The sequence below is a fragment of the Pseudonocardia sp. CA-142604 genome, from assembly GCF_050948475.1.
In the GTDB taxonomy this organism is placed as follows: Bacteria; Actinomycetota; Actinomycetes; order Mycobacteriales; family Pseudonocardiaceae; genus Pseudonocardia; species Pseudonocardia alaniniphila.
In genome coordinates this window covers 1,754,359-1,776,689 of record NZ_CP192045.1, presented here as the reverse complement: position 1 = coordinate 1,776,689, position 22,331 = coordinate 1,754,359, and the positions used below count along the sequence as shown (strand labels likewise).

The window sequence follows — 22,331 nt, the reverse complement described above, 5'->3', positions numbered from 1 at the left end:
TCCGACTTCATCCGGATTTTCGACTTCGTCCCGGTAGGCACTGCCAGCGATACCACGAGGACCACCCAGGGCCATCTCTATACTGTTGCTATACTCAGGCAGGTTCGAGTGGATTGCCGCGCGAAGATGCGTCGTACCTGATTTTCTCTGTTTTGCAGAGCCGCACCTGCCTTCGTCCGGCGGACCGTACGGTCCCACCTCGCATCCAGCGGTCTCCCTGACTGCCGCGGCCGAGCGCGCCACCGGAATCGCAGATGAGCGACGAGACGAAGTCGGGCGCCCGCTCCCGCCCGTTGACTGACATCGTGAAGGAGTCGTCGTGCTGGAATCGGAACAAAACGGGCACGCGCACAGCTTCGCCAGGTATTCCGATCTCTCCGAGAGCGCGTTCGTGGTGTTCGGCACCGGAGCCGGCGTGGGGCAGAGCGTCGTCCGCGGGCTCGCCGCGAACGGCGTCCGGGTGGTGTGTGTGGATCTCAGCCAGGAAGCGGCCGAACAGGCCGCCTCGCTCGCCGGCAGCGACATCGCGATCCGAGCGGACTTGCGAGAACCGGATGCCGTCCGGACCGTGCTCGACCGCGCCACCCGGGAAGTGGGGCCGCTACGTGGTGTCGTCGACGTTGTCGGGATGCTCCGCCCCGGGACGATCGCCGACACCGACGACGAGACCTGGCGATGGCACTTCGACGTGGTGTTCGAACACGCGCGGCGCCTGGCTCGCGAGGCGGCCCACCTGCTCGGCCATGGCGGTTGCCTGACCTATGTGGCTTCGGCTGCCGGCCTGGCAGGCGTGCGCAACAACGCCGCCTACGCCGCCGCCAAGGCGGCTCAGATCTCGTTGATTCGCAGTGCTGCAGCGGAATTCGGACCTGCGGGCGTGCGCGTCAACGGAGTGGCGCCCGGGATGATCGCCAATCAGCGCATGCTCACGTTCCTCGCCGACGTCGACGGAATGGCGAAGGCCCGGGCGGTGATCCCGATGGGGCGGCTGGTCGAGCCCGATGAGGTCGCGGACGCGGTGCTCTACCTCAGCAGTGCCGCTGCCTCGATCGTGACGGGCCAGATCCTCGTGCTCGACGGCGGTGTCCAGCACACGTGGCCCTACCCGGATCTGTGACGCATGTTCGGTCTGCGCCGCGTCGAAGCCGACAGTCCCGCCTCACAGGTTCGGGCTGGCCCGAACGTGACCGCCGGTAGGTCACCGTTGCCCGTGGCGCCGTAGTCGGGCACACCTCCACATCGACGATTGGCACCTACACCAGGTGGAATACCTGATCCCGGCTCTCATCGATCTGGATTCCATGCCCGCGATCCGGCCGCTGCGCGTCGTAATCGTGGATCCACACGAGATGGTCGTCGGCCTCGCGAAGCGCGGTGTTGCGGGTGGTGGCGGCGGGGCCGTCGGGCAGGTGCAGGATCGAGGGCTTGTCGAGTGAGCTGCGCTGGATGAGGTCGGCGCGGGCGCGGCGGGCACGCTGGTAGCGCTCGATCGCGACCGCGTATTCACCAGGTGGGGTGTCGGCGAGCGCGTCGGCGAGGACGACGGCGTCCTCGATGGTCTGGTTGGCGCCCTGACCGTGGTACGGCAGCATCGTGTGTGCGGCATCGCCGATCAGCACAGCGCGACCACGGGCCCACGTGCTCAGCGGGGGCTGGGTGAACAGCGCCCACCGGTCACTCTGCTGCGTGGCGGTCAGTAGCTGCAGCAGGCCGGGTGACCAGCCGGCGAAGTGCTCGGCCAGTTCCCCTGGAACGGCCGGAAGGGTGCCGTTGAGAGCAGGCCACTCGCTCGGACCGTCGACCACCGCCAGATAGTTGACCATTCCGCGCGTCGGGTAATGCAGCACGCTTTTGCCCGGGCCCATCCAGGCCTGCAGCGCGTGTGGGTCGGGCAGGTCCGGCACCTCGCTCATGGGGACGAGGCCGCGGAACCCACTGACACCGGAGTAGCGCGGCCCTGCCTCGTCGGTGATGGACCCACGAACCACCGAATGCAGCCCGTCCGCGCCCACGACCAGGTCGGCGTCGTGGAGCCTGCCGTCCGTGAACTCCAGACGGATCCCGTCCGGGCCCTCGACCAGGTGCCGCACCCCCCGGCCCAGGTGCAGGTGCTCCCCACCGACGGCGCGGCTGAGGATCTGTTGCAAGGCGGCGCGGCGCATGCACAGAAACCCGGCGCCGAACCGGGCCCGGTACTGCGAGCCGATCGGCTGCGCGGCGATCCGCTCGCCGGTGCGCCAGTCCCGGTAGATCACCTCGGTCGGCTCCACCGACACCCGCTCCAGCTCGTCGCCCAGCCCGAGCCGGGCCAGCAGCCGCACGGAGTTGGCGGTCAGCGAGATCGCTGCACCCACCTCGCCCAGAACCGCGGTCCGCTCGAACACCTCTGCGACGATGCCGTGTCGGCGCAACGCCACGGCGAGGGTCAGTCCGCCTGTTCCCCCACCCACGACCGCGACCCGGAGTTTGTCCGGATCATTGCGTCCATTTTTCGTATGCATCGAATCTCGAGACGCCGAGTCGAGGTTCGAGGTTCGATCCACTTTCTGCTTCCACAGCCGATCCTCTCGGCCGCGGGTGGGGTCCAGGCGCGCGTTGCCGTGCCGCTCAGCTTCCATGTACCGAGGGTGCATTTCGACTCACCGGACAGCAATGCGCGGTACTCCTACCAGCGCCACTAGTAACGGCCGCTTGCGAGAACAACATTCTTCTCGCCGGAAACCGGAGATAGATCCGAATTCAGTGGATCGGCCCCGTGATCGTCGCATGGCCCACCCCGCAGGACGCAGTGCGGGCGTCTGTGTGCGGGCGCCCGCGGATCATCGAGGAACCCTTGATCCGTCCTGACGGGGTGGATCGAGAGCCTGCACGGCTTCAACGCCACGGACACGCGTTGATCGAGAGTACGGAAGGTTGGAGGTCGGCCACACCGCCGGCGCCGAGCAGGGTCAGCGTGGTCAGCATCTCCGCACGGAGCAACTGATGCACCTGGCGTACGCCGGCCTCACCGTCGGCGGCCAGCCCGTAGGCGACGAGTCGCCCGAGCACCACCACGTCGGCACCCAGTGCGAGGGCGATCACGATGTCGCTACCCCGCCGGATACCGCTGTCGAACGCGACCGGCACCCGTCCCGCGACAGCAGAAACCACCTCGGGCAACTGGTTGAGTGCCGCAGGTACGCCGTCGAGCTGACGGCCGCCATGATTGGAGACGAGCACCGCATCGGCCCCGACCTCGAGCGCAGCACACGCATCAGCACCGGTGAGCACTCCTTTTGCGATCCAAGGCAGGGGTGTCTTGTCCATCAGCTCCCCGAGCTGCCCCCAGCTCCACCCCGCCCCGGAATGGTAGAACAGCTGCTTGAAGATGGTCTCCGAAGAGACTGAACCGTCATCCGGATAGTTACCAGAAGCCTCCGCGAAATTGCGATCGAATCGGTTCATCAGATCACGTTCCCGCCGTCCGGCGATCGGAAAATCAACTGTGACACAGATTGCCTGGTATCCGGCGCTCTCGATTCGATGCAGCATCTCCACGAAATGTTCAGCGGAACCCATCGGGTGGAGCTGTGCGATACGGGCCGCGTCGGGTGCAGCCTCGGCAACGACCTCGAACGAGTAGGTTCCCGCCTCCGGCACGATACTCGCGACCCCCTCGGCGGCATTCGCTCGTGCCACCGCACACTGCCCCCGTGGATGAAACAAACCGTCGGCGCCGAACGGCGCAGTGAGAACGGGAATCGCGAGTGGTATGCCGAGGAAGCTGGTTGCCAGCTCGGGCTTTCCGTAGCCGGTCATCACCCGCGGGACGAAGTTCCAGTTACGGAAGGCCGTTCGGTTGTCCCTCAGGGTCCGCTCCTCACCCGCTCCGCCTTCCAGAAAGTCCAGGATGCCCGTCGGCAGTACGCCGCGCGCGACCCCTATGATCTCGGTCAACGTCACAAAGGAGTCCAGGCCCTCCCCGAGCGGCAAGCGCGCGGCAGTAGAGGTCGAGTTGATCATGCCTACCTTCACTTTCCCGATATCCAGATTTCGCGAGGTCGGGAGCTCGACGGCGCCGGCGATCTCGTCAAAATGCGTGAAGCGCCCCATTGGAACCCGATGGCGACGAATCCGGCCGCGCCGCCGTTCCACCGGGACGCGGCGGCCGGCCAGTTCGTGGGCGAGGCAGGCGGTAAGCCACAGACCGCCTCGTCATACGGCGATGTTAAGACCGGTCCGCTGACAGGGACGTACGATTCTGAGGTGAAGAACAAGCCGACGTACAGCATCGACTCCGTCGATCATGCACTGCGGCTGGCCGGCCTGTTGCAGCAGGAAGGCCCACTCCGGGTCGCGGACGCGGCCGAGCGGCTCGGAGTAGCGCGCTCCACCGCACATCGGCTGCTTGCGATGCTCGTCTACCGGGACTTCGCCGAGCAGAACGCTGATCGGCGCTACGTCGCCGGATCCGTTCTGCGTCATCTGCCCGGCGTCGAACCGATTGCCCAGCTGCGCGCCGTCGCACTCCCCCACCTGCAGCGACTCGTCGACCAGACAGGCGAAACGGCGAACCTGATGGTGCTTCTCGGCAAATATGTGCGATTCGTCGCAACAATCGAATGCAGCCACATTCTGCGGGTAGGCGACCGCGAGGGCCGCATGGTCCCGGCACAACTGGCGTCCGGCGGGCCCGCACTCCTTGCCAGGCGCAGCGATGCGGAGATCGACGCGCTGTACGCCGACGATCGCGAGGTCGACCTCGCCGCGTTGCGACGGACCCTGCGCCAGACCCGGAAACAGGGATTCTCCATCAACGACCAGGCCACCGAGGCCGGCATGACCGCGATAGGACACGCAATCAACGGGCCATCGCGGCCCGCCGTCGCGGCGCTGTCGCTCGCGATGCCGACCGTTCGCTATCAGCGGTCCCGGCTCCCGGAGTGGGTGGCGGCCCTGCGCGGGACAGTGCGCGAGATCGAACAGGACCTCAGCAGCATCACCGACGGATGGGGGCAGCCCGCGACTCCCACCCGGACGTGATCAGGCTGACGGAGCATGGCCTCTTGCCCGAACCGGGCTCGGCTGGCCCCGCAGCCCGGGGATCACCTCGTTCTGCATCGTCGTCCGGCTCAGGACGACGTCGTCGAGGTCGGCGGGCTCCTCGCTCAGGGCGGGGATGACTTTGATTCGGTCGAGGCCCAGCCCCTCCAGCTCCTTGACCCGCTCGATGCACTGATCGGGCGTGCCGGCGATGCCGAAGGCGTCGGCGAATCCCTGGCTCAGGACGTTGCGGTGCTTGGCCGCGCCCGCGCCGTGGTCTTTCATGTCGTAGCCGGCCGCCAGCCGCTCGAGCTCGGCCTTGGACTCGTCGTCGACCAGTGCCGTCGGCCGACCGTGCATGACCAGGAACCGGGACAGCGTGGCCACACCCACCGCGTTGAGGGACCGGGCCACGCCGGCGTCGGGGTGGGTGACGAACGGGATGTAGCAACCGAACGAGAGGTCGTCGGGGTCGAGGCCGGCCTCGGCCCGGGCCGTCCGTGCGGTGTCGACGGCCCAGCTGAGCCGCTCGGGATCGGCGCCCAGCGCGAAGGTGAGCCGCTCGGCCGTGAGCGCCGCCGTCCTGATGACCTTCGGACCGGAGGCGGCCACGTCGACCGGCACCTTGGGCAGCATCGGGTCCAACCAGCGGAGCCTGCTCTCCTCGGGGCTACCGGCCAGGTGCAGGTCGTCGACCGGGCGGATGCCCTCCTCGGCGGCCGGCTCGAAGGCGACCCGCTCGCCCCGCAGGTAGGCCTGGACCCGGGCCAGGAACCGCTCGAAGTAGGCAGGCGACGCCGGGGCGTAGCCGAGGTGCGCCAGCGAGGAGTCGCCCCGGCCGACGCCGAGGACGGCCCGGCCACCGGACACCGCCTGCACTGATGCGATCGCCGATGCTGTGATCGCGGCGTTGCGGGTGTACGGGTTGGTGACACCGGTGCCGATCTTCAGGGTGGACGTGGCCCCGGCGGCCACCGCCAGCAAGACGTAGGTATCGGCTACGAGGCTCTGGCTGTCGGGCACCAACAGGCCGTCCCAACCTCCTTGCTCGATCTCGACGGCGCGCCCGGCGATCGTCACGGGGTCGGCCCGTATTCCTGTCCAGAACTCCATGGTCACCCTCCTGTGCGCATATCGGATCGATCGCGGTTGCGACTTCGTCAGAGGCTGAGCTCGTCCCGGATCAGCCCGGCCAGCTCGGTCGGCCGGGAAAGGAACGGCGAGTGCGAGGACTGAATTCGCCGAACTCGCTCCGCACGCTTCGCCATCATTTCCTGAACGGATGGTGGGAGCGCGGAATCCGCCTCACAGATGAGGTACGTGCTGGGGTGGTGGCGCCAGGCCGCTTCTGTCAACGGCTGCGTCACCGCGACGAGGGACTGGAAGCGGAGTTGTGCGACGGACTGTTGCGCGAGGCCCGGGTCCAGGTCACCGTAGAGGATCTCCACCGGGTCCGTCAGCTCGATGTAGGCGCCCCCGTCCTCACCCATACCGACGTGCACCTCCAACCCCGGCATGTCGTCGCCCATGATGGAGTGCGGTGCCTCACCGACGTCGAGCTGGAAAGCCGCCAGGTAGACGAGGCGCCTGACGTTCCCTGCCGAGGCGACCGCCTGCGTGACGGGGTGGCCGCCGTAGGAGTGCGCGAGGACCACCACCGGACCGTCAATGGCGGCAACGGCGGTCGTCACCGCGGCGGCGTCGTCGTAGAGATTGCCGAGTGCGGCCGGATCACTGCCGGTCGAGGGCAACGCGACGGTATGCACATCGACGTCCGGAAGCTGCTCGATCAGCCGCTGCCAGGCCCACGGCCCATGCCATGCGCCGTGAACGAGAAGAAGCGCGGGAAGCGGGGTCATTCATATCTCCACATCGGGTGAATCATGAATCAGCGGGCGACTTCGCCGCACAAGCCGGCCTCATCATCAGACAGAAACGAAGAAGGGAGCGAACGGGATATACAGCTGATCGAGATCAGCGGTCCGGTCATCCCATCTGAGAAGTGGCTGCATCAAGCCCAGTCGACCACACCGGGACCTCAGCTCGACACGACGATTCCGGCTCAGCCTGGAGGCATTTTCGGCAGCTCGGTTACGGGAGCGGCTCGGAGTGGAGGTGCTCGCGCCGCCAGCCGCCCGGCGTCATCCCGTACTGCCGCCGAAACGCCCGCTCGAACGTCCTGAGGTTGAGGAACCCGACAGCAGCCGCGACGTCCGACATCCCGAGCCGGGCGTATCTCGGGTCGGACAGCATCGCCCGGGCCGCGAGCAGCCGCTGCTCGCGCAGGTACACACCCGGCGTCGTCCCGATCCGTTCGAACAGGGTTTGCGCATGGCGAACCGACACGTGGTGCCGCCGCGCCAGCTCCTCAGTGCGCAGCCGCGGGTCGGCCAGGTGGTCGCGCACGTGCGTCCGCATCATGTCGAGCAGGACATGCGCAGGGCCATCGTCGCCCGGCACGGTGGGGGTGACGTCCCGCAGCGCCATCGCGAGCAGATCGATCGCGGCCTGCCCGGCGTCGAGTCGCTGCGACGCCGTGAGGTCGTCCGCGAGGTCGAACAGCCGATCCAGGTAGCCCGACAGCATCTGCATGGCGGGCGCGGCCGGGTCCATGCTGCGTGCACAGCCTTCGGTGATCTCAGCCGTGCGGAGCGGGAGCAGATCACGGGAGAAATGCAGGGTCAGGCTCCGGCTCTCGCCCGATGAGAGCAGCTCCCACGCGCTGCGCGCCTCGTACAACACCCCGGAGCCGGCGGTCAGCTCGGCGAAGCGGTCGTGCTGGCGGACGTGGCTCCGACCCGCAAGATGCACACAGAAGAGCACCACGTCGTCCCCCGGCGTCTTCACGGCCATCCGGTCGGTCCGGAACGTCCGATGCGACCCTCCCGAGTACGCCCGGGAGACCGTGACGGCTTCGCCCATTTCCTGCAGCGCCATCCGCCCGCGGAAGTCGGAACGAGTCCGCGTGATCACCGGCATGAAGCTCTGGCGGGCTAACTGTTCCAGCCCCTCCCCCGAGTACTCGTGGATCTCCACGGCCCGAGGCTAGCTCCGAGCATCCGCCCGCGGAGGCAACGTGTCACCCGTCCTGGTGAAGGCCCACGGCTTCATGAAACGGTCATGTCAGGGCGAAACGTACCGTCGCCACCATGGGTGGCGGCCGGTCGGACACCCTGATCCGGCCGGAGTCGCTCGTCGAGTAGCCGGGTGGAATCGATCCCGCTAGGCCACGCCGCCGTCGACGAGAAGGATCTGGCCGGTCATGTACGAGGACGCATCCGAAGCCAGGTACAGCACGCTCGACGCGATCTCTCCGGGGGTCGCCTGCCGACCCAGCGGCACCATCCGCTTGACCAGCGCGTCCTGGGCCTCGCGCCCGCCCATGAAGTCGACGGCCGGATCGTTGAACGGGGTGTCCACCCAACCGGGGCAGATGGTGTTCACCCGGATCCCTGCCGGGGCGAGCTCCATTGCCAGAGCCCTGCCGAAGGCGACGATCGCACCCTTGGAAGCCGAGTACGCGGTGAGCCCCGGACCGCCCTTCACCGCGGCCAGCGAGGCCGTGAAGACGATCACGCCGCCGCCCGCTGCCTTCAGGTGGCGCGTCACATACTTGGCGCCCAGGAAGCAGTGTCGCGGATTGACCCGGAACAGGGCGTCCCAGTCCTCGGTGCTGAACTCCGTCACGGGACCGGAACGCTGCAGTCCCGCGTTGAAGAAGGCCACGTCGACACCGGAAAGACGCTCGGCGCTCGTCTCGATCAGCCGGGCCACCGACTCCTCGTCGGCGACGTCGGTGTGCACGAAGGATGCCTCGCCACCCTTGTCGGTGATCGCACGGACCGTCTCGTCAGCCCCCTCGGCATTGAGATCACCGATCACCAGGCGCGCTCCGTGCGCAGCGAGCAACAATGCGGCCGCTCGGCCGATGTTCGTCGCGCCGCCCGTGAGAACCACACGCTTTCCGACGAGCTGTCGCAAATCGTCCATTGCTCCCGCTTTCACGTGTTTCGGTATGCTAAATGTGTCTCGCGCAGCTTAGCAATTACTGCTGCCGCGCCGAGTATTCTTGGTAAGTGCCACCATCGACCGAGTCGGGCCTGTCGTCCGTGGGGCGCGCCCTCCGATTGCTCGAAGCCATCGCGGAAGGGCCACCCCTGGGGGCCACCGAGCTTGCCGCGCGGCTCACCACCTCGAAGGCGACGGCGTTCCGTCTCGCTCGCACTCTCGAGGCCAACGGTTACCTGGAGCAGTTGGAGGACGCGCGCTACCGGCTCGGCGCGCGCTGCCTGGTCCTCGGCGCGCGGGTGTCCAGCGAGATCGACCTGCGCCAGGAACTGCGCGGAGCCGAGGAAGAGCTGTACGCCAGAACTCAGGAGACGGTCCTGCTGACGGTTATGGCCGGCCGGTTCGCCGTCTGCCTGGACTCGATTCCGTCGAACCATGCGGTCGTCAGCGTCGCGCAGATCGGCACGGTCTGGCCGCCGCACGCGGTCTCCGGAGGGCTGGCCATCCTGGCGGAGGACGACGAGCTGCGTGACGAGTACCTGGCAGAACCGCTGACCAGTCACTCACCTGACACGATCACCGATCCCTCGACGCTCCGGGAGGTCCTCGTCGAGGCACGCAGGGTCGGCTACGCGGTGAATGACAACTACCTCCGCCCCGGGGTCTGCGCGATCGGCGCGGTGGTGCGCAGGCCGTCCGGCGAAGCGGCGGCCGCCCTGTCGGTGATGCTGCCCGAGTTGCGCCTACGCGAGACCGGAGTGGAGGTGCTCAGCCGGACCGTGTGCGCGGTGGCCGATCGCGCAAGCCACCACCTCGGCTGGCGGCCTATCACGGCAGCAGGCTGACACACGTCGTGAATCTCGCGCCCCCGGCTGCGGAGCGTGCCCGGTGGTTCACTCCTTTCCTGAGCGCGTTTCGCTATGCGGTACAGGATTGCAATTCGCGGAACGCCTCGCTTAGTTTGAGCCCAACGTCGCAGTGACTCTCCGACCCCGGCTCGAGGCCGGGGGTTGTCCGCGGCATGTCACATTGGGGTTGCATGCATGGCACTTGACGAGTTCGCACCTCCGCGTCGGCGTCGCGGCAGGATCGGCTTCAAATACTCGTGGCTCGCCCTGGTCGCACTTTGGCTCGTTTATGCGATGAACGGCAATATGCGCCAATTGGTGTTCGCGGTCCAGCCGTCCATCGTCCAGGAATTTCGGATCACACCCGGCGAGCTCGGGCTGTTCACCGGATTCCTCACGCTTGCCCAGGCCGTCCTGGTCCTCCCCCTGTCGATCTGGTCCGACCGGGGTGGGCACGGCTGGGCGCGGAAGTTCCGCGAGCTGCCGGTAGCCCTCGGCTATCTGGTGTTCTCGCTGCTCACCGGGATCGGCGGGCTGACCCATAGCTTCGTCAGCCTGTTCACCCTGCAGGCGGTCAAGAACGCATTCAGCGGGACCGGCGAGTCGCTCGAGGTCACCGCAGTGGCGGAATGGTGGCCGGTGGAACGCCGCGGGTTCGCCCAAGGCCTGCACCACACGGCGTTCCCGTGGGGATCGCTGATCGGTGGCTGGGCGGTGGCCGCCATCCTGGCCAGTTTCGGCAGCTCGAACTGGCGCCTGGTGTTCCTGTTGCTGCCGCTGGCCACCATCCCCATTCTGATCTTCTACTGGGTGGTCTCGAGCAAGGGCCGGTTCGACGCCTTCGTCGCGGACACCCGTGGCCGTGGCCTCACCGTCCCGGTCGCCGGCGACACGTCCGACCGGAACGCGGCCGGATCCGCGCCAGGGGCGGTCCGCCGTGCGCTGCGCAACCCGAACGTGCTGGTGAGCGCGATAGCGTCCGGCCTCGGCCTGGCGATCTACACCGGGATCAACTTCTGGATCCCGCTCTACCTCGCGTTCGTCGCGCACTACGACTTCGCCCAGGTAGCCGCCTACAGCGTGATGTTCACGATCACCGGTGGCATCGGCCAGATCCTCTGGGGAAGCGTCTCCGACCGCATCGGGCGCAAATACACACTGATCATCTGCTTCCTGTGGCTGACCGTGGCCCTGATCCTGCTGCAGCAGATCGGCATCAGCCTCGGCTGGCTCATCGGCGTGCAACTGTTTCTGGGCATGGCCACCAACGGCATCTACCCGGTGCTGTACGCGCTGTCGTCCGACTCCAGCGAGAAGGGCGCGGTCGCGATCGGCAACGGACTGCAGATGGTCGGTCAGGGTATCGGCGGCCTGTCCCCGATCCTGCTGGGCTGGCTGATCGGTGTCGGCGGGGGGTTCGCCAGCGCCCGAGGGTTCGACTACGGGCTCTACTTCCTCGCCGCCCTGCAGCTACTGGCCGCGATCCTGATGGCGCTGTTCACCCGGGAGACGATCGGCATCTTCAAACACCGCGACCGCGCCCTGGTCTCGCGCGAGGCGTGCAATATCGACACCGCGACGGCTGCCGGCCGGTGAGCCCACGTGTCCGTCGACGGCTCAGAGAACGATCTCGGCCAGGCGGGAGACCTCGTCCACGTCGTCGGTCGCGCCGATGAGGATGAACTCGTCGGCGCCGAGGTCGGTGTAGGCCTGCACGGCATCCTTCACGGCTCCGGGTGAGGCGCTCACGCCGTCCACGACGACCTTCGCGAAGTCCTCGCCGGTGACGTCGTAGTAGTGCTTGACGTTGGCGCGCCCCCGCTCCACGTCGCCGAGGGCGAAGTAGCCGAGCGCAACGAGCCGCGGGTCCCCCTCGCGGCCCGCGTCCTTCCATGCGACCCGAGCCGCGTCGAAGTACGGGGCGACCATGGGCGCCGGAACCGCGCCGCCGACGTAACCCACTCCTTCGCGCGCCATGCGGGCGTACGCCGGCGCGCTGTTGGCTCCGAAGAGCATCGGCACCTGACGGGTGCCGGCGGGCACGGCGGGGTTGGGCCCGCCACCGACGGGCTCGCCGTTCCAGATCTTGCGGTAGACCTCGAGATCGCGGTCCATCCGCTTGCCGCGGCCGGCCACACCCAACCCGTCCACGACGAAGTCGTCCGGGCGCCCACCGACACCGAACCCGATCGTGAGCCGATGGCCGGAGACGCCGTCGATGCCGGCAAGCTCCTTGGCCAACAGCTCTCCGGGCCACACCGGCGCGAGCATGACGTGGCTGAGCAGCCCGATCCTGCTGGTGGCACCCGCCGCCGCCGCGAGCGTGACCGTGTCGCTCACTCCCGGGAAGGCATAACGACCGACGGTGCCGAGCGAGGAGAATCCGGCCTCCTCCGCCGTGGCCGCCCACTGCGGAATCGTCTCGGGACGGACATTGTGGACCTGGTTGGGCAGCCCGATACCAATCTTCATACAGATCTCCTAGGACGGATCATAAGGTGCGCGAGGGCCGGCGCGCCCGGCTTCGTCAGGTCGTCCGGCGCACCGATGAGCCACCGACAAAAGCCTAGCCACCCAACCACACGACTCCTCTCCGGCGAGGTCGACGCCGCTGGATCGGACGTCCACGACGCGACCCCTCAGAACCGGCATCAACTTCTCGAAAGCGCTTCGGATCAGACTTCGGTACTGCGCGGTGGCGTGGCCGTACCGTGGATTTTCTCGGCGTGCATCGCAAAGGCCTGCGCTGCCGTCCGTCGGATGATCGGCCCTATTTCGGCGGGCATGTTGGAGATGGCGGCGTCCACGATCTCCGGGTCACCCTCGTACATCGTCATGCCGAACATGAGCGGCATGTCCGTGGGGGCCAGGTGCTCGGCCGCCGAGACCTGGATCATCTGGTTCCACTCGTCAAGCGTGATGCACTTCTCCATGACCGGCACCACGTTCGCCTCCTCGAACCGCATGTGCTCCAGGAGCACGGGAAGCATGCGGCCGAGGGCGGCGCTCACCCGCTCGCAGGCACCGGCAGTGGCGTGGTCCCGCCAGTACGTGACCGACTCGTCGAGGTCCGAAACAGCTCGCTCGATCTCCTCGTGCTGCTCCTCCACGTGACGGACGTGCGGCACGATGTCGGCCGCACCGCGTTCCCGCAGGATCGGCCAGACCTGCGCGTCCTCGAACTCGTGGTGGCCGTGCAGGGCGTTGGTCACGAAGTCGATATGGCCGGCAACGGTCTCCACACGCTCCCGGCCGCCGTTTCCGCTGGACTGGACCACCTGGGGCATGAGGGAGAACTCGCGGCGGAACATCCGGTGCAACATGTACATTTCGCGCGCGTCGAAGAACTGCCCGGCGCCTGCCATTTCCAGACCTTTCGTGAGATGACCATCAACAAGCCACAGGGCACGGAACGACGCGCTCCGTTCTGCACCGCTGGGACGAACCGGACAGCCGACAAGAACGAACTGGTTCATCGGCCCGGCGGCATGGTTCCCCTTCTGCGGAGTCGCTGTGCCAAGCCAGTCGACCGCATCGGCCCCTCAGCGGGACACGGCGATTCCTGCTCAGTGTGGAGGCACTTCCTGCGGCACGGGCGCGGGGGCGGCACCGGCCCGGCTGTGCTCGCGCCGCCAGCCGGCCGGAGTCATCCCGTACAACCGCAGAAACGCCCGTTCGAACGTCCTGAGGTCGAGGAACCCGACGGCAGCCGCGATATGCGACGTCCCCAGGCGCGCGTACCTCTGATCGGACAACATCACCTGTGCCGCGAGCAGCCGCTGCTCGCGAATGTAGGCACCGGGCGTCGTCCCGATCCGTTCGAACAGGGTGTACGCACGGCGGACCGACACGTGGTGGCGCCGTGCCAGCTCATCGACCCCCAGGTTCGGGTCGGCCAGGTGTTCACGGACGTGCACCAGCATCATGTCGAGCACGACGCCCCCGGACCCGTTGCCACTCGGTACGGAGGGTGCGACGTCCCGCAACACCATCGCGAGCAGATCGATAGCGGCCTGCCCCGCGTCGAGCCGCTGCGGCGCCGTGAGGTCGTCGGCAACCGTGAAAAGTCGGCTGAGGTAGCCGGAGAGCATCTGCATGGCCGGCGCTTCGGGGCGTATGGTGCGTGCGCATCCGTCGGTGATCTCCGCGGCACGCAGCGGAAGCAGCTCGCGTGAGAATCGCAAGGTCAGGGTCCGAGTCTCGGTCGAAGAGACTCGCTCGGAGGGGCTACACGCCTCAGCCAGAAGTCCCGTTCCCGCCGTCATCGCGACGAAGCGGTCGTTCTGGTAAACGCTGCACTCACCGGCGGTCTGGACGCAGAAGAGCATCAGATCGTCCTCCGACGGCCTCGCTGCCATCTGGGCGGTCCGGACCGCCGACATCGGTCCCCAGTACGACCGGGAGAGCGCCAGGGTCCCGCCGAGCTCGTGAAGTGCCATCCGCCCGCGATAGCCGGGAGCCGTCCGGGCGATCACCGGTACAAAGACCTCACCGGCGACATCTTCCAGCTCCGCGCCGGAGTACTCGTGGATCCGCACAACCCGAGGCTAGCCGTGGCCATCCGCCCAGGTAGGGGGCGTGCCATCCGGCCGATGTCGCGGGCTTGACGCAACGCGACCGGGTGCTCAGCGCACCTGCAAGCCGGCGACCGCACGCAGGTCGGCCACGAGCTGACAGGCGTGGTACTCCTGCTCCTCGGGCGGGCAGACGGCGCGGGCCGCAGGGTCGGTGAACCAGCGGTGTACGACGTAGCGCCGGTCGTCGGAGAAACCGGTGTGGTCGCCCGTCAGCAGCACGGCTGCGCGGTTCTGGGCGAGGACCTCCCCCAGGTCGGACAGCACCAGGGCCGGGGTGTCGCCGAGCAGGTCGAGCATGCGCGGCAGGCCGGCGCGGGCCAGGCGGGCCAACCCGTCGGCCGGCGGGGGCTGGTGGCCGGCCAGGTGGACAAGTGGTCGCGCTCGTCGTCGGAGAGGCGCAGGGCCCGGGCCAGGGCGCCGAGGAGCTGCGTCGAGGGCTGACTGCTGCGGCCCTGCTCGAGGCGTGCGACGTAGTCGACCGACATGCCGGCGAGCATGGCCACCTCTTCGCGGCGCAGGCCGGCGGTGCGGCGGCGCGGGCCCTCGGCGATACCGGCCTCGGCCGGGCCGATCGCTTCGCGACGGCGGCGTAGGAAGTCGGCGAGCTGGTCACGCGCTCCTGTCTCGCGCGGTGGAGGCGGACATTCTCCCCACGCTGCGGGAGCTGGGCATCGGACTGACCGCGTACGGGGTACTCGGCCGCGGCCTCATCTCGGGGCATTGGAGCGCCGGCCACGTCGGCGGCCCCGGCGACCTCCGTGGCTTCAGCCCTCGGTTCTCGAGCGGGAACGTGGAGCACAACCTCGCCCTCGTGGAGGCACTGCGCCGGGTCGCCGACGCGAAGGGCTACACGGTCGCCCAACTGGCCATCGCCTGGGTGGCCGCGCAAGGCGAGTACATCGTGCCGCTGGTCAGCGCCCGAACCCGCGAGCGGCTGGTCGAGGCGCTGCCCGCGACGGAGCTGGACCTCACCGCGAACGACCTCGCCGAGATCGAGAAGGCCGTGCCGGAAGGAGCTGCGCGCGGTGACCGCTACCCGCCCGCGTTCATGTCCAGCCTCGGCGTAGGGAACTGAGTGGGGCGCGTGAATCGTCCTGCGGCACATATGGTCGTAGACGGCGTCCGAGCCAATAGCGTTTTCCATGGTAGCGATCGAAAACTTGGAGCAGCCACATCTTCCTTGTCTTCGATGTGACTCACCCGACAGTCCACGGCGCAGACTCGGCAGTACGTTGCAGGGAAGCTCAGCGGCACACACACCCTCATGAGAGAAGCGCCGATGAATTCCCTGAGTGTACCCGGTCCCGGCGAGCACATCGTCGATATCCACGGCGTGCCACAGCGCTACCACGTTGCCGGCTCCGGACCTGTGTGCATTGCGCACTCCGGAGGACCAGGAGTCGGGTGGGAGTATCTGCGCATGCCGCACCTGGAAGAATTTCTGACGATGGTGTACGTCGAGCCGGTCGGAACCGGGAAATCGGGTAGGCTGCCTCAGCATCCGCATGGCTACACGATCGACCGTTACATCGCCCATATCGATGGAATCGTCGATGACATCGGCCGACGCAGCGTGATCCTTCTCGGCCACTCATACGGTGGACTGATAGCACAGAAGTACGCCTTGGCCCGCTCGGAAAAGCTCAGCAGTGTCATTCTCTACGCCACCGTGACCACAGACGGCGACGACTTCTACGCCGAAGTTGAACGCAATTTTCAGGAGTTTCTCCGTAGGCATTCGGACGCGCCCGATCTCGACGACGTCAAGCAGGCGTACATGCAGGGCTACAGGGGCGACGCCACCGCTCATGACGACGAGTCCCTGACAGCGATCTTTCGCCAGGTCCTCCCCATCTACTTCGCCGACTACTGGCGACGCGAGCACGAGTTCGGCTCGCTCCGCCAGGGGGCGCGTCGCGCGTACGTCGTTGACGACGGACGCCCCAACGATCACCGCGGACAGCTCTCCGCCATCGTCACCCCGACCCTCGTCACGACAGGTCGCTTCGACGTCGTCTGCCCTCCACGCTGGTCCGAGGAAATACATGAGGAGATCAACGGATCAGCCCTCGTCATCCTGGAAGAAAGCGGCCACATGGCACACCTCGAGCAGCCGCAGAAGTTCGCTCAGACCGTGAAAGACTTCCTCGACCATCGGCCTCGGACTGCGGGGTAGCCGGACTATCGCCTGCGGAGCCTCGTGACAAGGCCTCGACCCCTCGGACTCGGCAGGCAGTCCGGGCAGAAACGCCAATAGCCCGATGTGGCACGATACCCGACCTCATCGACATTCGGCGACTCTTCACCCTTTCTCATAGAACGCGAAATCTCGACAGCTTTCCCCGCCTCGGCCGGCGGCTCGCTAGGCTGGGTGTCGGGGGAACGAGCCTCGCGTTCCGCCGCAGCGCTGCGGGGGGCACGACGAATCACCCGGGCAGTCCCGAACCATGCGTCTTCCCGGCAGCGGAGCTGCGCGTGATCGTCGTTTCGAACGATCTCTGCGGTGATGAGGAGTTTGCGAATGATGATATCTATCTATCGCTTTCTGGCGTACCTGATGGTGCTCGCGGTGGTCTTCCAGGCTTCAGTGATCGCATTCGCGGTGTTCGGCTTGCGGAACTGGGTCATCGTGGACGGCGGGGCGTTGGAAGGGGGTTCCCTGCGTGGCGAACCGGCATACACCGGGCAGATCGGGTTCCTGCTGCACCAGAAGAACGGCGAGATCGTCATACCGCTGATCGCGATCCTGCTGCTGATCTGTTCGTTCTTCACGGCGGTGAGACGCGGAGTGATCTGGACAGCAGCGCTGGCGGCAACGGTGGCAGTACAGATCTACCTGGGCACCTTCCCCATCGGCCTTCCCGTGCTGGGCATCCTGCACGGGATCGGAGCTCTCGCAATATTCGCGTTCGCGTTGATCACCGCGACTCGCCCGAGACTCATCTTCACCGCCCGGCATGCCGCACCAACCCGCCGGAACAAGGCCGACACGGCCACGTTCGGCTCGGGTTCCGAAAACGCCACATAGGCCGCGGCCGTACTCCCCCGCGGAACTGGACCGGGCCCCGTGTGCGAGAAGCACGCCCGCACCTTGTGGGCCTTGCCGCGGCAGCGCCCGGGAGGTGGCGCCGGGCGCTGCCGGGCCCGTGGTCAGGCGGGAAGGATGTTGAGATTGCGGTGGAACAGGTTATGCGGGTCGTACTCGGCCTTGATCCGGGCCAGCCGCGGGTACTTCTCGCCGTAGGTCGCCCGCACCCGGTCGTCCTCGACCTCCGACATCGCGTTGATGTAGCTGCCGGTGCCGATGGAGTACGGCTGCAGCGCATGCCAGAAGTTCCGCACCCAGTCCCGTTCGGCTGCCAACATCTCCGGTGCCTCGCACACGGCCGTGATGAAGAAGGCGAAATGGGGCGTGCGGGCCCCGCCGAACGCGGTGTCGGCGTCGGCGGTGTCGCAGTAGGCCCCGTCCATCCGCATGAACAGCATCACGGAGTGCGGTGACGTGCGCAGCGGCGCCTGCTCGACGAGGACGGAGATGACCTCCTCGGTGAGCTCCTCGATGTAGGTGCCCTTCTCGTAGCAGTGCAGGCCCCAGCGAGTTGCCTCGTCGAAGAGCTGCTGCAGCTCGACGAACGGCGTCGGGGCGACCATGTCGAACAGGGGCGGCAGTTGTTTCCGGATCCGCTCGACCAACTGGGTGTGCACCTCGCCAACGGCGTCCTCGGGGCCGAGGTCGGCGAGCATGAGGACGTAGCCGGGCTGGTGCTGGTACTGCTCGGGCACGAACGGGGCGTCCGGAGCTGTGATGGCGCCCATCGCCAGAGCGAACCGGCGGGGCAGCTCGTCGAGCAGCGCTTGGCCGAGCCGGAACATCTCGGCGGCCTGGTCCTGGCCGTAGAACAGCAGGGCGAACTGGACGGTGGGGCCGACCTCGTGCAGCTGGAACTCGAACTCGGTGATCACCCCGAAGTTGCCGCCGCCGCCGCGGATCGCCCAGAGCAGGTCCGGGTTCTCGTCATCGGCGGCCCGTCGCACCTGGCCGTCGGCAGTGACCACGCGCGCCGACACCACGTTGTCCAGGCCCAGCCCGGACTTCCTCGCCTGCCAGCCGATGCCGCCGCCGAGGGTCAGCCCGCCCACACCGGTATGGCTGATCATCCCGGCCGGCGTGGCGAGCCCGTGCTTCTGGGTGGCGGCGTCCATGTCGCTCAGCAGGGCGCCGCCGCCCACCTTCACGCGCCGGGCCGACGGGTCGACGTGCACGCTGTTCATCCGTCGCAGGTCGATCACCAGCCCGTCGTCCACGGTGGAGAGGCCGGCGAAGCTGTGGCCGCCCCCGCGCACCGCGATCTCGAATCCGGCGTCGCGGGCGAACGTGATGGCGGCAGCCACATCCACATCGGACTCGCAGCAGACGATCACCGCCGGGTGCCCGTCCTTGTCGCCGTTCCACACGCGCCTGAATTCGTCGTAGTCGGGCGACTCGGGAGTGATGAGCGATCCGGCCAACGTGGCGCGCAGAGCGGTGACGTCGCCGGCGATTGTGCTGGACATCTACGAGGACCTCCGTCGTACACAAATTGTTTGCGGCCGGCGTCCCCAGACCCCGCCGGCCGTCGGCGACACCCATGTCGGATCAGTCGAACCTACCCCAGATTCCAGCCTGCTCTCACTTCCATGGTCTGCGCAATCTCGGAATTTGCGACAAAGGCCGAGAAATGGCCCAGCCGACCGGAAAGCGACGGCCGCTGCCTGCATGACAAGGTAGCGGCTGATCACGATACAGGACTCGCGCATTTCCGCAGAAGCACTCGGCGAGCTGGCATCGGGAACATCATCAGCGGGACCAATATCGTCCATACTGCCGCACCGGACTCGCTCCACCCTCCGTCGAGCGACAATCGACCCGGCGCGTCACTCGGCCGTCGCTCAGCGTTTGCGCTGTTCAGCATGGCATTTGCAGACCAGGATGACAGAGAATTGCGATAGCGATACCCACGCACCGCCGTTCGCGAGGTGAAGCTTCCGGAGCGGACTGCTATTGTGACCGTATCGGCAGACTGCCGACACCGAAACAGCAACGCGAACGGGGGATATTGTGGCGGGCTCCACAACATCGTTGAATGATAATCGGACCATGGAGTTCGTGGAACGTGTGATCGCCGATGGCGCTGCCGCTGTCGCAGGGCTCTCCACTGCGCTCGGCGACCGGCTCGGCCTGTACTCGGCGATGGCCGGAGCCGGTCCTCTCACATCGGTCCAACTGGCGGAGCGCACCGGCCTGAACGAGCGCTACGTACGGGAGTGGCTCGCCGGCCAGGTCTCCGGGGAGTACGTGCGGTACGACGAGCAGGCCGACACCTACCTGCTTCCCGACGAGCACGCCGCCGTGCTGGCCGACCCGGACTCACCCACCTACGCCGGCGGAATGTTCCGGCAGCTCGGGGCCTACTACGGCAAGGAGGACGCCCTTGCCGAGGCGTTCCGCACCGGCGAGGGTGTGGGCTGGCAGGACTACGGCGCGGGACTGTTCGAGGGCACCGCAAAGTTGTTCCGCCCCGGCTACGCCGCTTCGCTGGTGTCGGAATGGCTCCCGGCCCTGGACGGTGTCGTCGCGAAACTGGAGCACGGTGCAACCGTTGCGGACGTCGGGTGCGGCTTCGGCCATTCCACCCTGCTCATGGCTCAGGCATATCCGAAGTCCCGATTCCACGGATACGACTTCCATGGCCCGTCCATCGAGGCGGCGCGCGGGTTGGCGGCCGAACAGGGATTGAGTGATCGGGTGAGCTTCGACGTCGCCACGGCTCAGGACTTCCCGGGCGAGAAATACGACCTGATCACGTTCTTCGACTGCCTGCACGATCTCGGCGATCCCCGGGGCGCGTTGCGTCGCGCCGAGCAGACGCTGGCCGACGACGGCACCTGCATGGTCGTCGAGCCGAACGCCTCCGGAAAGGTCTCCGGGAACATCAGCCCGATGGGGCGGGCCTTCACGGCGTCGTCGGTCATCGTGTGCCTTCCCGCCGCACTCGCGCAGGAGGGCCCTTACGCGCTGGGCAACCACCCGGGCGAGGCGGCCGTGCGGGCGATCGCGGAGGAAGCCGGACTGCGCACCTGGAAACTCGCCGCGGAGGGGTTGGCCAACCGCGTCTACGCGATCAAGCGCTGAACCGGAGGGGAGGCGACGGCGCCTCCTTTCCCTCCGAGGGAAACGCCCCGCTCCGGCGCTTCCCACGATCCTGCTCACCGCGCGGCTCGGCCCGGTTGCGCGGCCAGCCAGTGTGTCACCGTCGGTGGGCGATCGGGGTCGGTCATCGCCCAGATCCTGGCCAGCCGTTTCTGATCCCGCTCGCTGACCCGCTCGTGCTGGCGAAGATGCTCCTCCCAGGAAGCGACGACGAATTGCTCGACGATCCGGTGTGGTTCGGCCGCGTCCTGCCAGACCCGCCATGCCGTCGCGCCGCTGCGCCGCCGGCTGAACCGGACGTCCCGGAGAGCCGCGAGCAGTTCCTCATCAGCTCCGTCACAAGGGCGGTACTCGATGGTCACCATGACGGGTCCGCCGCGGAGCGCCGCGGTCGTCAGCGTCGGCTGGGACCAGTCGTCTGCGGACACGAGTTCTTCCGGAGGAATGGTCTGAAATCGGTGGCGCAGTTCGACAAGCGCGCCCAGCACCAATCCCACGGCGACGACGAGCAGCGTGGACGAGAACCCGAGACGTTGGGCGACGACCCCGAGGATCGCGCTGCCGACGGCGTTGCCGCCCTGGAACACAACCAGGTAGTACGCCATTCCACGGCTCTTGGCCCAATCGGGCAGCATCAGCTGGTAGGCCGAGTTCAGCACCGACAGCGCAAGAATCCAGGCGAACCCACCGATCACGAGCGCGACGGCGACCGGCGCGACGAGGGGCACATAGGCCAGGACGATCGCCACGGCGGCGAGGCCGAACGAAGCGGCTGCCAACAGGAAACCCGCTGTCGTCCGAAGCAACAGGCGCGGCAGCACGGCGGCACCGACGACCGCGCCGACGCCGACGCACGCCAGCAGCAGCCCGTAGCCACCCGAACCGAGCTGCAGCTCCGACTGCGCGACGAGCGGGAGAAGGGCCCAGATCAAGCTGGCGAAGAAGATGAACAGCCCCGCGCGAAGCAGGATGACGCGCAGCGTCGGGCTGGCCATGACGTAACGGGCGCCGGCCCGGATCGCCTCGCCGACATGCTCACGCGGGAGCACATGGGTGGAGGGCTTGTCACCGCGCCACCATGCGATGACGCCGATGACGGCGACAAAGGTGACCGCATTGATCAAGAAGAGGGTGCCTGCGCTCGACGCCGCGAGCACGATGCCGCCGATCGCCGGACCAACCGCGCGGGCGAGGTTCTGGTTCACGGCGCCGAGAGAGATCGCCTGAGGGCGTTCGGCCGGGGAGACGAGCTCCGGTTGGAGCGTCTGCCAGGTGGACGCGGTCATCGCCGCACCGCTGCCCACCGCGAAGATCAGGGCGAGCAGCAGCCAGGGCGTGAGGAGCCCGGCGAGGGCGAGCACGCCCAGGGCTGCCGCCGCGAGCAGCATGAACGCTTGCGACACCAGCAGGAACCGCCGCCGATCCACGACATCGCCCAACGCCCCGGCGAACACCGCGAACACCATCACCGGCAGGCTCGACGCGGTCTGGACCAGCGCCACGTAGGTCGCCGAGCCGGTGAGCATGAGCATCAACCACTGCGCGCCGACGGTCTGCATCCAGCCGCCGACGTTGCTCACGAACTGTGCGCTCCACATCCCGGCGAATGCGCGATGGCGGAACGGAGCCCACGCCGACCCCGGCGCCGGTGGCGCCGTATCCGTGGACGGGCTGGTGGAAGACATT

The 22,331-nt window shown here is 67.5% G+C and carries 21 protein-coding genes; 8 read left to right on the top strand and 13 right to left on the bottom strand.

Features of this window, described 5'->3' with window-relative positions; genetic code table 11:
* The first annotated feature begins 319 nt into the window (after positions 1-319).
* The gene (locus tag ACQPZQ_RS08105; protein ID WP_433293640.1) at positions 320-1,117 is read left to right on the top strand and encodes an SDR family NAD(P)-dependent oxidoreductase; all 798 of its coding nucleotides are present in this window, start codon (positions 320-322) and stop codon (positions 1,115-1,117) included.
* A gap of 136 nt (positions 1,118-1,253) precedes the next feature.
* Here the strand turns inward: ACQPZQ_RS08105 and ACQPZQ_RS08100 are convergent, their stop codons facing one another.
* Positions 1,254-2,501, bottom strand: a complete 1,248-nt coding sequence (locus ACQPZQ_RS08100; RefSeq protein WP_433293638.1) for an FAD-dependent monooxygenase — start codon at positions 2,499-2,501, stop codon at positions 1,254-1,256.
* Positions 2,502-2,874: 373 nt separating this feature from the next.
* Entirely contained in the window at positions 2,875-4,092 is a 1,218-nt protein-coding gene (locus tag ACQPZQ_RS08095; RefSeq protein WP_433293636.1) for an alpha-hydroxy acid oxidase, read from the bottom strand.
* A 9-nt stretch (positions 4,093-4,101) separates the two neighbouring features.
* Here ACQPZQ_RS08095 and ACQPZQ_RS08090 point away from each other — a divergent pair, with 9 nt between their 5' ends.
* Complete coding sequence (locus tag ACQPZQ_RS08090) at positions 4,102-5,022, top strand: IclR family transcriptional regulator (RefSeq protein ID WP_433293634.1); 921 nt, start codon at positions 4,102-4,104, stop codon at positions 5,020-5,022.
* Here the strand turns inward: ACQPZQ_RS08090 and ACQPZQ_RS08085 are convergent, their stop codons facing one another.
* From ACQPZQ_RS08085 to ACQPZQ_RS08070, 4 genes are all read right to left on the bottom strand, one after another.
* The gene (locus tag ACQPZQ_RS08085) at positions 5,023-6,135 is read right to left on the bottom strand and encodes an LLM class flavin-dependent oxidoreductase (RefSeq protein ID WP_433293632.1); all 1,113 of its coding nucleotides are present in this window, start codon (positions 6,133-6,135) and stop codon (positions 5,023-5,025) included.
* A 47-nt stretch (positions 6,136-6,182) separates the two neighbouring features.
* A complete protein-coding gene (locus tag ACQPZQ_RS08080) occupies positions 6,183-6,881 on the bottom strand; it encodes an alpha/beta hydrolase (RefSeq protein ID WP_433293630.1) in 699 nt (232 codons plus the stop codon).
* A gap of 232 nt (positions 6,882-7,113) precedes the next feature.
* Positions 7,114-8,058 carry a helix-turn-helix domain-containing protein gene (locus tag ACQPZQ_RS08075; RefSeq protein ID WP_433293628.1) on the bottom strand — a complete coding sequence of 315 codons (945 nt, stop codon included), beginning with the start codon at positions 8,056-8,058 and terminating at the stop codon, positions 7,114-7,116.
* Positions 8,059-8,244: 186 nt separating this feature from the next.
* On the bottom strand, positions 8,245-9,012 hold the full coding sequence (locus ACQPZQ_RS08070) for an SDR family NAD(P)-dependent oxidoreductase (protein ID WP_433293626.1): 768 nt from the start codon (positions 9,010-9,012) through the stop codon (positions 8,245-8,247).
* A gap of 86 nt (positions 9,013-9,098) precedes the next feature.
* On the opposite strand from ACQPZQ_RS08070, the gene ACQPZQ_RS08065 reads away from it, so the two are divergent.
* Positions 9,099-9,875, top strand: coding sequence for an IclR family transcriptional regulator (locus tag ACQPZQ_RS08065; protein ID WP_433293624.1), 777 nt, complete (start codon positions 9,099-9,101; stop codon positions 9,873-9,875).
* A 198-nt stretch (positions 9,876-10,073) separates the two neighbouring features.
* Positions 10,074-11,474, top strand: coding sequence for an MFS transporter (locus ACQPZQ_RS08060; RefSeq protein ID WP_433293622.1), 1,401 nt, complete (start codon positions 10,074-10,076; stop codon positions 11,472-11,474).
* A 21-nt stretch (positions 11,475-11,495) separates the two neighbouring features.
* Here ACQPZQ_RS08060 and ACQPZQ_RS08055 read toward each other — a convergent pair whose 3' ends face one another.
* The 5 genes from ACQPZQ_RS08055 to ACQPZQ_RS08035 form a co-directional block, all read right to left on the bottom strand.
* Entirely contained in the window at positions 11,496-12,350 is an 855-nt protein-coding gene (locus ACQPZQ_RS08055) for an LLM class flavin-dependent oxidoreductase (RefSeq protein ID WP_433293620.1), read from the bottom strand.
* A gap of 203 nt (positions 12,351-12,553) precedes the next feature.
* Positions 12,554-13,243, bottom strand: a complete 690-nt coding sequence (locus tag ACQPZQ_RS08050; RefSeq protein ID WP_433293618.1) for a hemerythrin domain-containing protein — start codon at positions 13,241-13,243, stop codon at positions 12,554-12,556.
* 201 nt (positions 13,244-13,444) lie between these two features.
* A complete protein-coding gene (locus tag ACQPZQ_RS08045) occupies positions 13,445-14,416 on the bottom strand; it encodes a helix-turn-helix domain-containing protein (RefSeq protein WP_433293616.1) in 972 nt (323 codons plus the stop codon).
* Between the two features lie 87 nt (positions 14,417-14,503).
* Positions 14,504-14,752, bottom strand: coding sequence for a hypothetical protein (locus tag ACQPZQ_RS08040; protein WP_433293614.1), 249 nt, complete (start codon positions 14,750-14,752; stop codon positions 14,504-14,506).
* Positions 14,665-15,006, bottom strand: a complete 342-nt coding sequence (locus ACQPZQ_RS08035; RefSeq protein ID WP_433299066.1) for a helix-turn-helix domain-containing protein — start codon at positions 15,004-15,006, stop codon at positions 14,665-14,667. Before ACQPZQ_RS08035 ends, ACQPZQ_RS08040 begins: the two co-directional genes overlap by 88 nt.
* On the opposite strand from ACQPZQ_RS08035, the gene ACQPZQ_RS08030 reads away from it, so the two are divergent.
* The 3 genes from ACQPZQ_RS08030 (at position 14,919) to ACQPZQ_RS08020 (ending at position 17,483) form a co-directional block, all read left to right on the top strand.
* Positions 14,919-15,530 carry an aldo/keto reductase gene (locus tag ACQPZQ_RS08030; RefSeq protein WP_433293612.1) on the top strand — a complete coding sequence of 204 codons (612 nt, stop codon included), beginning with the start codon at positions 14,919-14,921 and terminating at the stop codon, positions 15,528-15,530. The genes ACQPZQ_RS08035 and ACQPZQ_RS08030 overlap by 88 nt on opposite strands.
* Before the next feature lie 189 nt (positions 15,531-15,719).
* Positions 15,720-16,631, top strand: coding sequence for an alpha/beta fold hydrolase (locus ACQPZQ_RS08025; protein ID WP_433293610.1), 912 nt, complete (start codon positions 15,720-15,722; stop codon positions 16,629-16,631).
* A gap of 345 nt (positions 16,632-16,976) precedes the next feature.
* On the top strand, positions 16,977-17,483 hold the full coding sequence (locus ACQPZQ_RS08020) for a hypothetical protein (protein WP_433293608.1): 507 nt from the start codon (positions 16,977-16,979) through the stop codon (positions 17,481-17,483).
* A gap of 122 nt (positions 17,484-17,605) precedes the next feature.
* Here ACQPZQ_RS08020 and ACQPZQ_RS08015 read toward each other — a convergent pair whose 3' ends face one another.
* A complete protein-coding gene (locus ACQPZQ_RS08015; RefSeq protein ID WP_433293606.1) occupies positions 17,606-19,009 on the bottom strand; it encodes an FAD-binding oxidoreductase in 1,404 nt (467 codons plus the stop codon).
* A 583-nt stretch (positions 19,010-19,592) separates the two neighbouring features.
* Between ACQPZQ_RS08015 and ACQPZQ_RS08010 the strand changes: the two genes are divergently transcribed.
* On the top strand, positions 19,593-20,627 hold the full coding sequence (locus tag ACQPZQ_RS08010) for a class I SAM-dependent methyltransferase (RefSeq protein WP_433293604.1): 1,035 nt from the start codon (positions 19,593-19,595) through the stop codon (positions 20,625-20,627).
* Positions 20,628-20,701: 74 nt separating this feature from the next.
* On the opposite strand, the gene ACQPZQ_RS08005 is transcribed toward ACQPZQ_RS08010, so the two are convergent.
* A complete protein-coding gene (locus ACQPZQ_RS08005; RefSeq protein ID WP_433293602.1) occupies positions 20,702-22,330 on the bottom strand; it encodes an MFS transporter in 1,629 nt (542 codons plus the stop codon).
* Between the last annotated feature and the right edge of the window lies 1 nt (position 22,331).